This is a genomic window from Selenomonas sp. oral taxon 920, assembly GCF_001717585.1.
In the GTDB taxonomy this organism is placed as follows: domain Bacteria; phylum Bacillota; class Negativicutes; order Selenomonadales; family Selenomonadaceae; genus Centipeda.
The window spans coordinates 2,212,291-2,226,243 of sequence record NZ_CP017042.1; the positions used below are offsets into that span (position 1 = coordinate 2,212,291).

At 60.0% G+C, this 13,953-nt stretch carries 10 protein-coding genes; 4 read left to right on the forward strand and 6 right to left on the reverse strand.

From position 1 onward, the window contains the following. Positions 1-382 precede the first annotated feature (382 nt). Positions 383-5,542: a DUF4132 domain-containing protein gene (locus BCS37_RS10540; RefSeq protein ID WP_069181388.1), complete on the forward strand. Its 5,160-nt coding sequence runs from the start codon at positions 383-385 to the stop codon at positions 5,540-5,542. Between the two features lie 210 nt (positions 5,543-5,752). Here BCS37_RS10540 and BCS37_RS10545 read toward each other — a convergent pair whose 3' ends face one another. From BCS37_RS10545 to BCS37_RS10570, 6 genes are all read right to left on the reverse strand, one after another. Further along, on the reverse strand, positions 5,753-6,088 hold the full coding sequence (locus BCS37_RS10545) for a hypothetical protein (protein ID WP_069181389.1): 336 nt from the start codon (positions 6,086-6,088) through the stop codon (positions 5,753-5,755). A 366-nt stretch (positions 6,089-6,454) separates the two neighbouring features. Beyond that, a complete protein-coding gene (locus BCS37_RS10550) occupies positions 6,455-6,862 on the reverse strand; it encodes a bacteriohemerythrin (protein ID WP_069181390.1) in 408 nt (135 codons plus the stop codon). Between the two features lie 70 nt (positions 6,863-6,932). After that, positions 6,933-7,328, reverse strand: a complete 396-nt coding sequence (locus BCS37_RS10555; RefSeq protein WP_069181391.1) for a bacteriohemerythrin — start codon at positions 7,326-7,328, stop codon at positions 6,933-6,935. A 24-nt stretch (positions 7,329-7,352) separates the two neighbouring features. Further along, complete coding sequence (locus BCS37_RS10560) at positions 7,353-8,039, reverse strand: hypothetical protein (RefSeq protein ID WP_069181392.1); 687 nt, start codon at positions 8,037-8,039, stop codon at positions 7,353-7,355. Positions 8,040-8,055: 16 nt separating this feature from the next. Next, complete coding sequence (locus tag BCS37_RS10565) at positions 8,056-9,456, reverse strand: SGNH/GDSL hydrolase family protein (RefSeq protein WP_069181393.1); 1,401 nt, start codon at positions 9,454-9,456, stop codon at positions 8,056-8,058. Then, positions 9,457-10,245, reverse strand: coding sequence for a molybdopterin-binding protein (locus BCS37_RS10570; RefSeq protein WP_069181394.1), 789 nt, complete (start codon positions 10,243-10,245; stop codon positions 9,457-9,459). A 160-nt stretch (positions 10,246-10,405) separates the two neighbouring features. Between BCS37_RS10570 and BCS37_RS10575 the strand changes: the two genes are divergently transcribed. Genes BCS37_RS10575 through BCS37_RS10585 form a run of 3 tightly spaced genes read left to right on the forward strand, consistent with a single transcriptional unit; the run spans position 10,406 to position 13,929 of the window. After that, positions 10,406-11,251 carry a ChbG/HpnK family deacetylase gene (locus BCS37_RS10575; RefSeq protein ID WP_069181598.1) on the forward strand — a complete coding sequence of 282 codons (846 nt, stop codon included), beginning with the start codon at positions 10,406-10,408 and terminating at the stop codon, positions 11,249-11,251. 9 nt (positions 11,252-11,260) lie between these two features. Then, positions 11,261-12,226: a glycosyltransferase family 2 protein gene (locus BCS37_RS10580; RefSeq protein ID WP_069181395.1), complete on the forward strand. Its 966-nt coding sequence runs from the start codon at positions 11,261-11,263 to the stop codon at positions 12,224-12,226. 11 nt (positions 12,227-12,237) lie between these two features. After that, the gene (locus tag BCS37_RS10585; RefSeq protein ID WP_069181599.1) at positions 12,238-13,929 is read left to right on the forward strand and encodes a DUF3329 domain-containing protein; all 1,692 of its coding nucleotides are present in this window, start codon (positions 12,238-12,240) and stop codon (positions 13,927-13,929) included. The last annotated feature ends 24 nt before the right edge of the window (positions 13,930-13,953 follow it).

Here is a 13,953-nt window from a genome sequence, read left to right on the forward strand (position 1 = left end):
TACTCCACGCAGAACCCTCGTTACGCAAGCGGACGTGTGCTCGTCCGCGAGGGAATCACGGACACATTCAGTTGTCCATCTTGGCACATCTTTTTCGCCCTCTCTGCGTCGATAAATCCTCAGCATAGCCACCGCTATGCTTCCGGTTTATCTCCTTGATAGGACGAAAAATCCGCACCAATCTGAACAGCATCATTGCGTTCGTGATTCCCCAATACCTGCGGATTCCAAACGCGCTGCGCTTGAATGATTAAAATCCGCAGGGGGCGGGTCGCACACTCTACGCCGCTTGCTCCACTAGGGTTTGCTTAGGAGTACTGCATTTTCTTTTGTCCGTAACTTTTATCATAGTGCCATGTGGTAAACCCGATGGAGGAATACGATGATTAGCTACTATTTGCGCGATGAGGAAATGACACGCTATATTGAGCGGCTGAAGGCAGGGTTTGACGCGCTGAATCCACAGAGCCAAAAGCTGCTCAACTTTCTCTTTTTCCGTACGGACGAGAAGGGAGAACCGGACTACGACTGGGACGTCGGCGTGGCAAACTTTCGCCGCAACAAGAAAGGCGTGGTCTGCACGGTCGATGATGACGTGCTGCCGCCTGCGCTCTACCCCGCCTTTGACCTGATGATAGGCGAGGACCTGCGGAGGGATCTCGTCGATATGGCGCACAGCCTCGCCGCCTATCCCTACACGAACCGCTACTACCGACGTCTCGTCCGCTCACGCGACTACCATCAGCACGTCGGCCGCATTTGGAATCTGGTCGAGCAGCTTGTGCGCGAGTACGCCTTAGGGAAGAACTTCCTGCAGCTCCTGCGCAGAGAGTACGATGTGGAGAGGTACGGCAGCAGCTTCCTCCCGCCCGAGCAGATCGCCGTATGGATCGACCGTGGGGACGCAGAGACCATCGCCATCATCCGCGACATGCTCCTCAGTGAGAACAACACGAACGTGCTCACCTACGATATTTTCCGCGCCATCTTCAAGTCACGCAGTACAGAACTCGTGGAGCTCGTCGGCAAACTCCTGCTCGCGGGGAAACTGCAGGAGGGACTGCGGCAGGCGATCTGCGAGACAATGGACTGCGGGCGGCAGGAGCACTTCGTCTATATCATGGGCATCATCGAGGAGCACAACCTCATCCGCTTCTCGTCCGTGCGCCGCGCGATCGCAACGACCATCGGTATCGGCACGGACAGCGAGCGTGTGGACAAGAAGCTCCTCGCGCTCATGATGCGCGTGCTGCGCAATCCTGCGGAGGCGGACACACTCCTGTGCAGTGAGGACAATGTCGAGGCGATGGTCGGACTGTGGAGCAAGGGCATACATGACCTCACGCAGCTCATTGCCGGCATGGAGGCGATCATCGCAGAGGGACGGCCGCACTCCGTCCTGCTCGTCTCGTACTTCCTGCACGCCCTGCAGGACGGTGCACAGGAGCGGCGCATTGCAAAGCGCGTTCTCCTTGGCATCACGGATGCGGAACTGAGTGCGGCGGACATGAAGAAAATTGCCTGCTATCTGTCCTACATGACGGGCGATTTCTACATCCTGCGGGATCTCGACGACTTCGTCAAGCAATTCGATGCAACGACGTATTTCGCGGACACAGAGGAAGCCACGCGTTTCTTCGATCTCTGCGCGCGTGCCCTCGACCGAATGAAGCGCAAGGAGGAGAAGTACCCCGCGTGCATCTTCCCGTGGTACGATGTGACGCTGACGAAGGAAGCACTGTCCAATGCGATGGTGCTCACTGCCCTCTGCGCCGGCACTGCGCTGACGGATCGCGTCGCCCCCATCCTCCCCGTCTGCTACACGGGACAGCGCGCTGCGCGGCTCTTCCTCAAGACACCGCTGAGTGCGGCACAGGAGGCATCGCTTCTCGACCTCCTGCGCCTCGCCCCCGAGACAGCGGAAGCAATCCTCCTCAAAAAAGATACGGCGACCGTGGCGGCTGCGGACTTCGTGCCGCGCCACCGCACAGAGATTGCCGCCCTGCTGCGCCTGAAGACCGCAAAGACGCGCCGCACGGTGCTCGACCTTCTCTACACGCAGGAGGACGAATTGCTCCGCACCAGCATCGCAGATCTCCTCGCACAGAAGGACGTGAACAAACGCCTCGGCGCACTTGATCTCCTCCTGCGCTGCAAGGCGGACGGGCGCATGGCACAGGAGGAGCTGCTCGCCCTCGCACACGGCATCCAAAAGCCCACCTCGGACGAGCAGGTGCTGATCGACGAGCTGTCGAGCAGCACAGGTGCGGACGCACAGGAGCAGGCACTGTTCGACGCGGCATACACGCCGGACTTCGCCATCGAGATTCAGTATGCGGAGAAAAATGGCGGCATCCGCGGCCTGCTGAATCGTCTCACGGGCGCGAAAGAGGAATTATCGGCGGGCGGCTACGATGCAGCGGCAAACACCATCCACGTCGTCAACACGCTCACACTCAAAGACATATTCCCGCGCACGGACGAGGAGCTGCTTGCCATCGTCACGAAACTGAACGCGCTCTACGCGAAACATGAGGACTACGAGTACAAGGCACGCTGGATCGGCAGAGAGGAGACGACGCTTTCGGCGGGCTATTACGAACGGGCAGACGCAGAGCACGCGAAAGACGCGCCCGATCATATCAAATACTATCCGCTTGCTGAGGTCTGGGAGGAGTTCTACCGACAGGAAATCGTGGACTTCCCCACGCTCTATCAGCTCGCCATCGCGCTCCGTATGCCGAAGGCGGAGGACGAATTCTTCGCCGACGGTCTGACGCGCATGACTGAGCGGGACTGGACAGCGTTCCCCGCCGCCCTTGCCGCGCAGAAGCTGAGTTACTTCGGCGAGGGTTACGTCGGACGGCAGACGGGGAAAAATGTCATTCGCGTACTCTATGAGACATACGCAGAGGAAAACCGCCCATTCGTCTTTGCCGCAGGGCTGCTGATGATGAGCCGTGCCTACGACTGCTTTGACGAAAACCTCTTTCTCGTGGAGTACAAAAACCAGTGGCGCACAGGGAATACGCGCCAGATCATGCACCACACTGCGCTCATGCAGACCGCGCTGCACGGCGCACGGCGCTATCAGGGTGCGGCGGAGTTCGCACAGTCCTACGCCCTGCGGTACCGCATGATGGAGCGTCTCGAAGCACAGCTGCTGCGCACAGAGCAGGAGCCGGAGTCCGGCATGGTCGGCATCATCGAGCACGCGCAGGCGCATCTCCTCGGCATGGTGGAGAAGGACGCGTTCTACAAGATGCTCCTCGGCGTGCAGGCGGACGGGATGAGCGAGGACGCTGCACGCAAACAAAAAGCAGTGGAAAAGAATCGCATACAGGTGCTCGAACGATATCGCAGCGGTGCCCTCCCCGACCCAAAGGACGCGGATTTCCGCGGCGCACAGACGGAGGATGTCCTCGCCTTTGTACGGGACGAAGGGCAGCAGGTCATCGACTGCATTGTCACGGCAGAGCTGCGGCGCGGCGACACCCCCGCGCTTCACTCCGCTGCGGTCGCAAGCATCGTGCGCGTCGAGGGCATGGATACGTTCGTGCGCATCCTGCAGGCACTCGGCGCACTGAAACTCGATCGCGGCAGCTGGTACTACGGTGCGAACGAGGCGAAGGCATCGACGCTCAGTCACCTGCTGAAGGTCAGTCACCCGCGCGCGGGCGAGACAGCGGCGGAGTTAAAGACGGCTCTCTCGGGAAGCGGCATCACGGAGCAGCGGCTCGTCGAGGCGGCGATGTACGCACTGCAGTGGATTCCGCTCATCGAGGCACACCTCGGCTGGCACGGCATGGCAAGCGGCTGTTACTACTTCCAGGCACACATGAGCGACATCCCGAAGGATCGCGAGAGCATGATCGCAAAGTACACCCCGATCGCCGTCGAGGATCTGAAGGAGGGCGCGTTTGACATCGACTGGTTCAACGCAGCCTACAAGGAGCTCGGCAAGGCGCATTTCGAGTGTCTCTACGATGCCGCAAAGTACATCTCCGACGGTGCGAAGCACGCACGGGCGCGCAAATTCGCCGACGCGGTGCGCGGCATGATGAAGCTCGCAGACGTGGAGAAGGAGATCGCGGCGAAGCGCAACAAGGATCTCGTCCTGTGCTGCGGGCTGATCCCGCTGAAACGCGCACGGGAAAAGGATATGCTCGCACGCTACGCATTCCTGCAGAATTTCCTCAAGGAGAGCAGGCAGTTCGGCGCACAACGCCGCGCGAGCGAGGCAAAGGCGGTCGAGATCGCACTCTCGAACCTCGCCCGCGCCTGCGGCTTTGACGACGTGACGCGCCTCGTGTGGACGGCGGAGACGGAACTCATCAAGGCGCACGCCGCCCACTTTGCGCCCAAGGCGGTCGAGGACACGGAGCTGTGGCTGCGCGTGACGGAGGACGGCAAGGTAAGCCTCGTGTGTGCCAAGGGCGGCAAGGAGCTGAAATCCATCCCCGCAAAGCTGAAGAAGAATGCCTACGTGCTCGAACTGAAGGAAGCGGAGACGAATCTGAAGGAGCAGTACCGCCGTGCGCGGAAGATGCTCGAGGAAATGATGGAGGACGGCACGCCGCTGCTCGCCCGTGAGATTGCAAACGTCATGGAGCACAATCCTGTCATCGCTCCTCTCTTGCGTGTACTCGTCTTCAAATCGGACACGGCATTCGGCTTTTACGAGGACGGCGTACTCGTTGCCCCCGACGGCACGCGCACAGCGGTCGCGGCGGATGCGGAACTAAAAATCGCCCACGCGCTCGATCTCTATGAGAGCGGCACATGGACGGCGTATCAGACATATCTCTTTGAAAAGGGCATCCGTCAGCCGTTCAAGCAGGTATTCCGCGAGCTCTACGTCAAGACAGCGGACGAACGCGGCAAGGAGACGAGCCTGCGCTATGCGGGACACCAGATCCAGCCCGCGAAGACCGTCGCGCTGCTCAAGACGCGCCGCTGGGTCGTTGACGGCACGGACGGACTGCAGCGCGTCTACTACAAGGCGAACATCATCGCACGCATCTACGCGCTCGCCGACTGGTTCTCGCCCGCCGACATCGAAGCACCGACGCTCGAATGGGTAGATTTCTTCGACCGCAAGACGTTCAAGAAACTGCCGATCGACGATGTGCCCGACCTCATCTTCACCGAGGTCATGCGCGATGTCGATCTCGTCGTCTCCGTCGCGCACGTCGGCGGCGTTGACCCCGAGGCAAGCCACTCGACCATCGAGATGCGCCGCGCCATCGTGCAGTTCAATCTGCCGCTCTTTAAGCTCGACAACGTTCGTCTCGAGGGCGCGCACGCGCATATCCACGGAACGCTCGGCGACTATACCGTCCACCTCGGCAGCGGCGTCGTGCAGCAGAAGGCGGGCGCGATGGTGAACGTCCTGCCCGTCCACAGTCAGCACCGCGGCCGCCTCTTCCTGCCGTTCCTCGACGAGGATCCGAAAACGGCGGAAATCATGTCGAAGATTATCCTCTTTGCGGAGGACGGCAAGATCAAGGATCCGTTTATCTTGGAACAGATCCGACGCTGACAGCTTCTGTGGTGCGTACTCTCGCGAAGACAGAGTTTCACAAGTGACCGCGTAGGCAGCGAAGAGAATCGCAATGCATTCTCTCCACATCATTTCACAAAAAACCGCAGGAATCTGATCGGATATTACACCGATTCAGATTCCTGCGGTTTTCGCTTGCAGTTCTATGCAATTTTCCAGATCGATCCCCTCCGAAAGAGAAGAACTGAACTACGCCGATGCCGCTTCGGCATCGGTCGCAGGACGTACGCCCTGCAGATCGACTACGTACGGATCCCCAAACAACTCACGCGTTGCGTCCACGTGGATATCCTCCTCCAACGTGCGCAGCGAACGTGCAAGTGCCTGGATGTCGACCTCGTACGCTTCACTGTCCATGCGGTGCAGCTGCCGAATCTGCTCACGATATGCGAGCCGCTGTGCGCGCATCCCCTCGATGAGGGCGTCATCCTTTGCAGGATATACCGCCGCCGCACGCACCATCGCATTGATCGGGATCCGTTTTGCCGGATCGTCCAGCACCGATGCAAGTGATATGACTGCCATTACAGCCACCTCATTTCCTTATGAGTATTTTTGATTGTGCACGGCTGTACACAATCTCTATTGAGACATTTCCCTTGTCCCATATTCATTATAGAAAAAAACGAACGTCTTGAACATAGTTCTTTTTTCCTATTTTTTCGTTTTTTATTGAAAAATAACCTTCTTTTATCTTTATGATATAAAATTTATATGTAAGTTTTTTCTTTTATGCTATTGAATTTCATTCTCTAGTGTGCTATATTATCTCCAGGCTTTCGTTTGAAGCCATAGCCTGAGGAAAGGATATGGTTTCCAGAGCTCTCCTAAAATATAATACACAGCAAAAACGCCCCGCAACTGCTCATTGCGGGGCGTTTTTGTGCGCCGTTACGATGCCGCCGTCTTATGCGGGAGCTTGCAGTCCCGCCCCTTGATATGATCGTAGAGCCAGCGTGCGAGAAAGTCGAGAATGTTCAGCAGGTACTCCTGCTGATTCTCGTCAACCTTCTCCAGATCGATCTCTGCCACCTTCTTCATAAAGCGCAGATGCAGCGCACGGTGACTGAACCGATGCGGGTCGCCCACACTCTCCGCATACGCCTCTTCACTCTTAAAATGCGTGGCCGCGTAAGCGGCGAGTTCATCCAGAATCTCAACGATCTTGTCATACTTATCATCCGCCGCGCTCTCCATCACGAGCTCATAGCACTCGTTCGTGAGGTCAAACAGCTTGCTGTGCTGCTCGTCCACAGATGCGATTCCCGTCAAATAATCATCGGTAAACTCATACTTCATGGTGCATCCCTCTTTCTTCCGCCCGCTCTCTCTATGAGAAAAGTTTTCCCTTGTTGCCCTGCGGCTTGTCCTACTCCTTCGGAATGCGGCAGTCCATGACCTTGATATGGCCGTAGAGCCAGCGCGCGAGGAAGTCGAGGATCTGCAGCAGATGCTCCTGCTGGTTCTCGTCGATGTCGTCGAGGTCGATCTCGCTGAGCTTCTGAATGAAGCGCAGATGCTGATAGCGCTCGCTGAAGCGCCGCTCGTACTGGATGCGCTCCATGTACTCTTCCTCGTGGGCAAAATGCGTCGCCGCATAACTGCGCAGTTCGTCCAGCAGCTCCACGATGCGGTCAAAGCGGTCAATCGCCGCGTCGTCCATCACAAGTTCATAGCATTCGTTTGTCAGTTCAAAGAGTTTCGCGTGCTCCTTGTCGATCTCATCGATGCCCGTCAGATAGTCTTTCGTGAGTTCATATTTCATGCGCCGTCCTCCTTTTGCTTTTGTTCAGTCCCAGCCTTGGAGCTCCCAGTATCTCTCTGCCGCATCGACAAAGGCGTAGAAGCCGTTTTCACGTGCGGTATCAGTGGTCACGCGTACGAGTTTCCAGCGACCGTCCGACTGCCGTGCGAGCTCCATCGTGACAGAGCCCTCGGGCAGCAGCCGTCCATAGTTGGTATTGTCACCGCGCACGAGACAGACGACGTGTGCACGGTCCCCCTCGATTGCGGCGGGCTCTGCGCCTGCCGTATAGTGCGCGGCAAAAGCGCGCATCTCATCCGAACCCCAGCGCGCATTGCCGTCCGCCTTCGTCACGGGCACACGTGACGCGTCAAAGTAGAAGTCCAAGAGGCTGCGGGCAAAGCCGATGTACTCTGCGCGGTGCTCCGCCATATAGGTTCGCATGAACGCGCTGTCGTGACGGAAGAACCAGTCGGAAGGATGCCTCTCACGGAGTGCCGCGATGTTGTCGGAGAGAAGGGCTCCCGCATCCTCGTGCAGAGCAGCAAGTACGGCATCTGCATCGACGTATTCGTCAAAGAGTTTCCGATCCTCCGTGACGACGGCGTGTGCGATCTGGCGGAGCGCCGCCTCCGGTGTGCGGTCGCGCTGCCAGCAGTAGCCCGTGTACGCACCGCCGATGAGCGCGAGGGCGAGAAGTACGATCGCGGCAAGGCGCAGATTTCCTCTCATACGAAAGCCCTCCTGTTTATTGTCCCATTTGTTTCAGCATCTGCGCGCGCCGCGCGGCCTCACCCGCAGCGTAGGCGAAGTGCGTGCGCAGGTAGGCATCCACAGTCTCACCGATGTATTTTTTCCCCATGAGGTCGGGGTGCAGCCCGTCGGTCGTGTACGTCGCCTCGAGCTCCCCGCCCGCATCCGAGAGGACGGTTGCCACATCGACGGCAAATTCCTGCTGCATGATCCACTTGTTGATATAGTCGCGGTGCTCCCACCAGTTCGATGGGGGGCGCGTGATCGTCATGCGTGCGGCCATGAGCGCAGGGCGAATCGGTGTCGCCGTCAGGAAGATCGGCGTGATCCCATGCGCTTTGCACTTATCGCGCAGTGCGGCGAGGTTGCGCACGCTCTCCGCACCGTAGATACCGCTGCGGTAGTCGTTCACTCCGCCCATGATGAGGAGGACGCGCGGGGAAAACGGCAGCACGTCGCGCTCAAACCGCGCGAGCATCTCCTCCGTCGTGTCGCCGCTGTGTCCGAGGTTCTTTACGGGAACGGAGCAGTACGTCTCCCAGTCGTAGAGTGTGTAGGAGGGCGGCACCGTGATCGCGCCGCCGCCGTGCGTGATGCTGTCCCCGAGCGCCGCGATCGGCGTGCGGTCAGTGACGGTGAATGTCCCGTAGTTCGACCAGTTCGAGATGGGCGTGCCCGCCTCCGTGATCCCACGCACACGGTAGAAATAATGCCCCGGTACGGTAAACGGCATGTCGTCATAGACATCGTACTCACCCGCGCGCAGCGTATGAAGATAGCGATCATGTCCCCCCTCGCGGCGGTAGACCTCAACCTCGTGCACCATCTGACCTGCGAGTGGAATCCACGAATAGACGGGGTAGAGCGGTGCGTATGCCATCGCTCCGTACTCCGTCGTCAGCACGGGCGCTGCGGGATCGGCGGTCTCTCCGCCGACGGGACGCGGATCCGATTCCCCGGCGAGCGGCGTTCCGTCGTAATTCAGCGGCTGCACGGTCCAGCAGAGGTCCTTCTCCCCGCCGTACGCGGCAAGCGGCAGGTGCACGCCCGTCGTATAGACGCGCTCCATCGTCTCGCGTACGGTCATCTTCTCCCCCGCACCTGCGCGCAGGATGCGCACGGCATACCGCACTGCGCCCGGATACGCCGGCCAGCGCAGGAGGACTGAGGATGGCTGCTGCGCCGTTCCTGCGTGAAGCGTCCTCTCCGCCCCACGCTCCCGCAGTGCGGTGGCCTGCGCCGTTATGTCCTGCATCACGCGCTCCGCCTCCCAGCCAGCCTGCTGTGATGCATGGCGCGGTACAGGCTGCACCGCTGCCCCTGCCGGCACAGCCGTCAGTATCACACAGACGGCAAGGAGCATTCCTGCGCCCCGCCCAAGCATTCCAAGCTGCATTTAGTCCTCTTCCACCGATCGAATGTATTCTTCCCCAATCGCTTTCCGCGCCGCCGCAAGCGTCGGTGCCAGCAATGCGTGCGCCTCCGCCTGGGTCGGTGCCGCTGCCGTGACGCGCACGAGGCAGCCGTCCTCCTTCGCATAGGTCGCAACGGAGGGATTCTCCCCGTCCACGAGGCTCCCGAGCCGATCGGCGACGGGTGACTCCCCGACCGGCAGTCCCTTCTCCGCCATCGAATACAGTTTGATGTTCATGGAGACAAACACCTTGTCACTCCTCTTGCGCAGGAATTTCGTGCACGCAGCCTCGAACATCGGCACCATCTCTTTCGGCGGACCGGGCAGCATAACGCACGCGCGCCCGTCCTTCTCGATGATAACGCCGGGTGCCGTGCCGTGATCGTTCTGCAGAACGGTCGCACCCGAGGGCACGGTCGCCTGCTTGCGCATGCTCTCGGAGAGCGGTACGCCGCGCTTTTCCGCACGTTCCTCCAGACGGCGCAGCGCCTCCGCGTCCTCGACGGGCGTGCAGCCGAAATAGGAGATGAGCATTTCTTTCGTCAGATCGTCCTTCGTCGGCCCCAGTCCGCCCGTCGTGATTACACAGTCCGCGCGTGTATACGCGATGTCGAGTGCGGCACGCAGGCGCTCGGGGTTGTCCCCAACGACGGTCTGATAGTATGCGTCCAGCCCCATATGCGCGAGTTTCTTCGCGATGTGCTGCGCATTCGTGTTCACAATGCTGCCCATGAGCAGTTCCGTGCCCACGCTGATGATTTCAACAACCATTGAGATGCCTCTTTTCAGTCAATAGGATTTCTAGATTATTTTACTACAAAAGGCCTATGTAGAAAAGGTAATTTCATGTTTTTTGTCGAAAATATTACGGCAGGATATTATTATGTATAGAATTGCAGCACTCAATCCGAAAAACACCGAGGAAATGCATTTGAAACAAATCATTGTAAACGCCGACGACTTCGGGCGGCACACACTCATCAACCGTGCCGTCGAGAGAGGCGTGTGCGGTGGGCTCCTGCGCTCGGCGACGATTATGCCGGGCGGTGCCGCCTTTGACGATGCGGCGGCACTTGCTGCACGCACGCCTGCACTCGGGGTCGGCATCCATCTGACGCTCGTCAACGGCAATCCCGTCCTGCCGCCTGCGGAGATCCCGTCACTCGTGACGGAGGCGGGTGTCTTTGTGGACGATCACACGGCGCTGACCGTACGTCTCCTGCGCGGCAGGGTGAGCCTCGATGAGGTGCGCGCGGAGCTTGCGGCGCAGCTGCGGCGCGTGGAGGCAGCCGGGATTTCCCCGACGCACGCGGACAGCCATCAGCATATGCACGTCCTGCCGGGCATCATTGATGTCGCACTTGACCTCTGTGCAGCGGCGCAGATTCCCGCCATGCGTGCACCGCGTGCCCCCATCTTTGCAGGCAGCTTCGGCGGCGTCGGACAGCTCGTCGGACGCATGGGACTCGCCGTACTTGCACGGCGTGCAGCAGCGAAAGCACGGCGGCGCGGCATCTGCGTGCCCGATCACTTCGCCGGCATCGTCGCGGGTGAGGCGGTGGATACAGAAGCTCTCACGCAGGTTGCAGCAAGCCTCAAGAGCGGCACGACAGAGGTCATGCTCCATCCCGGCACGGACAACGCTGTGCTCGTCCGCGACTGCCGCTGGAATCACGATTTCGAGGCGGAGCTTGCCGCGGTCTCTGCCCCCGCCGTACGGGAAGCACTTGCTGCGGCGGGCGCGGAAGCTGTCAGTTTCCGCGCCCTCTCACGCTAGAGGAGAACTATGGACAAGATCACGATTATCGTTCCCTGCTACAACGAGGCAGAGGTGGTGGAGCGTTTCTACAGCGAGGTGGAGACAGCAACGGCAGGCATTGCGGACTGCGCCTTTTCCTATCTCTTTATCGACGACGGCAGCCGCGATCATACGCTCGCGGCGATTCGTACGCTCGCCGACGCACACGAGAACGTGCACTATATCCGTTTCACACGCAATTTCGGCAAGGAGCCTGCAATGATGGCAGGGCTCGACTACGCAGACGGCGACGCGGTGATCCTGATGGATGCGGATCTTCAACATCCGCCCTCGCTGATTCCTGAGATGGTCATGCATTGGCGTGCAGGCTTCGATGATGTCTGCGGAAAACGCACGGATCGCGCAGACGAAACACTCTTGAAGCGCACGATGGCGAATCTCTTCTACCGCTCGATGCAGGCGGTCAGCCGCTTTACACTGCAGCGCGACGTGGGCGATTTTCGTCTGCTCGACCATCGCTGCGTGGCAGCGCTGCGTCTCCTGCGCGAGAATCAGCGCTTTACGAAGGGCCTCTTCACATGGGTCGGCTTCAAGAAGAAGGAGATCCCTTTCCACGTACATCCGCGTGCGGCGGGCAAGACGACGTGGAGCTACCTCGCGCTGCTGTCTCTGGCGATCGAGGGCATTACCTCGTTTACAACGGCACCGCTGCGCCTGACGACGGTACTCGGTCTCGCAGTCTCGGCGCTCGCCCTCTGCTATATGATTGTCGTCCTCGTGGATGCGCTCGTCTACGGCGACCCCGTCGCAGGCTATCCGACGCTCATGACGGTGCTGCTCTTCCTCGGCGGCGTGCAGCTGCTCTCGCTCGGCATCATCGGCGAGTACCTCGGGCGCGTCTTTACCGAGAGCAAGCAGCGTCCGTGCTATCTGATCGACGAGCTGGACGGGGAGAAATTTGACTACGCCGCAGGGCGCGGGGAGGTGAAGTAGTGCGCACGGATATGCTTCGCACGGGACTGGTCGCGGGGGCCGTCTTTGCATTTCTGTTTGCACTGAATCACTTTATGCCCGTCCACCGCGACGACTACGACTATTCGATGGTCTGGAAAACGGGTGTACACCTCGCATCATTCTCCGACGTATGCGTCTCCGGCGTACAGCACTATCTGCTCCACGGCGGGCGAACGGTCACGGTCTTCTGCCTGCAGCTCTTCCTCTGGCTCGGTAAGACGGCGTTCGACATCGCAAACGCGCTGATGTTCCTCGCGCTCGTCGTTTTGGCAACGATGCATGCACGGCGTGCACTCGATTTCTGGAAGCATCCGCGCCTCCTTGCGGCGGCAGCGCTTCTGCTCTGGCTCTCACTGCCGCACTTCGGCGAGGTCGCTGTCTGGAAGAGCGGCTCGACGGTCTACCTCTGGTCGGCAGTGCCCGCCTTCCTCTTTCTCCTGCCGTACAATCTCGCTCTGCGGGCGCTCTCGGAGGGGCGGCGGGTGCGGCGAATGTGGGCCGTTCTCCCGATGTTCCTGCTCGGCATTCTCGCGGGCTGGTCGATCGAAAATCTCGCCGTGACGGTCGTTGTCACGGCATTTGGTGCATCTCTGTATGTGCGGCGACGTTACGGCACCTCCCCCGCATGGATGATCACCGGCGCGCTCGGCGCACTCACTGGACTTGCAGGGCTTGTCGCCGCCCCCGGCAACTATGTGCGCTACGATGTGCAGGGGGCGGGCAAGGGCATCCTCGTGCACATCGGCAATCAGTTCGCGGGGCAGGGCGAGATGCTGCTCTACCTCCTGCCCGTTCTTCTGCTCATCCTGACGGCATGGCGGCTCTATCGGCAACTGTCGGCGGGGCAGCCGACGGAGCGGCACGGCTCGCTCCTCCTCTATGCCGGGAAAAAATATGTGGTGGGGTTTAGCACAGACGGCATCAGTATCGGTACCGTAACGCTCGTCGCACTCATCAGCCTGCTCACCCTCTCCTATTTCACGGGCGGGTGGGTCGCGGGCGGCATCCGCGATGCCATCATCGGCAGTGTGCTTACACCGCTGGGTTTCACGAAACCAAAGACGATCCATCTCTTTACAAATCTCATGAACGGCTTCGAGGAGATGGCGATCTACTGGCTCGCGATTCTCCTCTTCTACGTACGCATCAAACAGAAGCTCGGCCTGACCGCCGCTGCCGTACGAGCGGCGGCAGAATGCGTGCCCGCACGCGATGTACTGCGCCGCCATCCCGCCGCACGCTATGCGGCGTTCCTGATGGCTCTTGGCATCTGCAACAACCTCGTCATGCTCGCCGCGCCGACCTTTCCGGGACGCGCGACCTTCAGCTCGGCTGCGATGTTCGTCACGGCGGCACTCGCACTGCTCAGCGATGAGCCCATCCGCAGCGCACTTCTCCCGCGGGCGGGCAGTGTACTGTGCGCGGGCGCGTGCCTCCTCTTTGCCTACACAGGCACGGCGGCGCTCTTCATCACGCAGGAGATGCACGCAGCGGACGCGGCGCGCATCGCACAGATCGAGGAGACACGTGCACGCGGCGAGACCGTCGTCCGCTTCCCGCGTATCGAGCGCACGAACCGTGCGCTGCGCCACGTCTACTACGAGGACTGGGACAACAGCGTCACGAAGGAGGGCGCGATGGAGTACTTCGGGCTGACCGATGTTGTTGTGGACGGGAAATGACATTTTACCGTGTCTGTGCTACAA

Coding starts and splice junctions, on each gene's coding strand:
- BCS37_RS10565 (WP_069181393.1), bottom strand. CDS start 9,456: ATGCAGCTTGGAATGCTTGGGCGGGGCGCAGGAATGCTCCTTGCCGTC.
- BCS37_RS10540 (WP_069181388.1), top strand. CDS start 383: ATGATTAGCTACTATTTGCGCGATGAGGAAATGACACGCTATATTGAG.
- BCS37_RS10580 (WP_069181395.1), top strand. CDS start 11,261: ATGGACAAGATCACGATTATCGTTCCCTGCTACAACGAGGCAGAGGTG.
- BCS37_RS10585 (WP_069181599.1), top strand. CDS start 12,238: ATGCTTCGCACGGGACTGGTCGCGGGGGCCGTCTTTGCATTTCTGTTT.
- BCS37_RS10550 (WP_069181390.1), bottom strand. CDS start 6,862: ATGAAGTATGAGTTTACCGATGATTATTTGACGGGAATCGCATCTGTG.
- BCS37_RS10545 (WP_069181389.1), bottom strand. CDS start 6,088: ATGGCAGTCATATCACTTGCATCGGTGCTGGACGATCCGGCAAAACGG.
- BCS37_RS10560 (WP_069181392.1), bottom strand. CDS start 8,039: ATGAGAGGAAATCTGCGCCTTGCCGCGATCGTACTTCTCGCCCTCGCG.
- BCS37_RS10555 (WP_069181391.1), bottom strand. CDS start 7,328: ATGAAATATGAACTCACGAAAGACTATCTGACGGGCATCGATGAGATC.
- BCS37_RS10570 (WP_069181394.1), bottom strand. CDS start 10,245: ATGGTTGTTGAAATCATCAGCGTGGGCACGGAACTGCTCATGGGCAGC.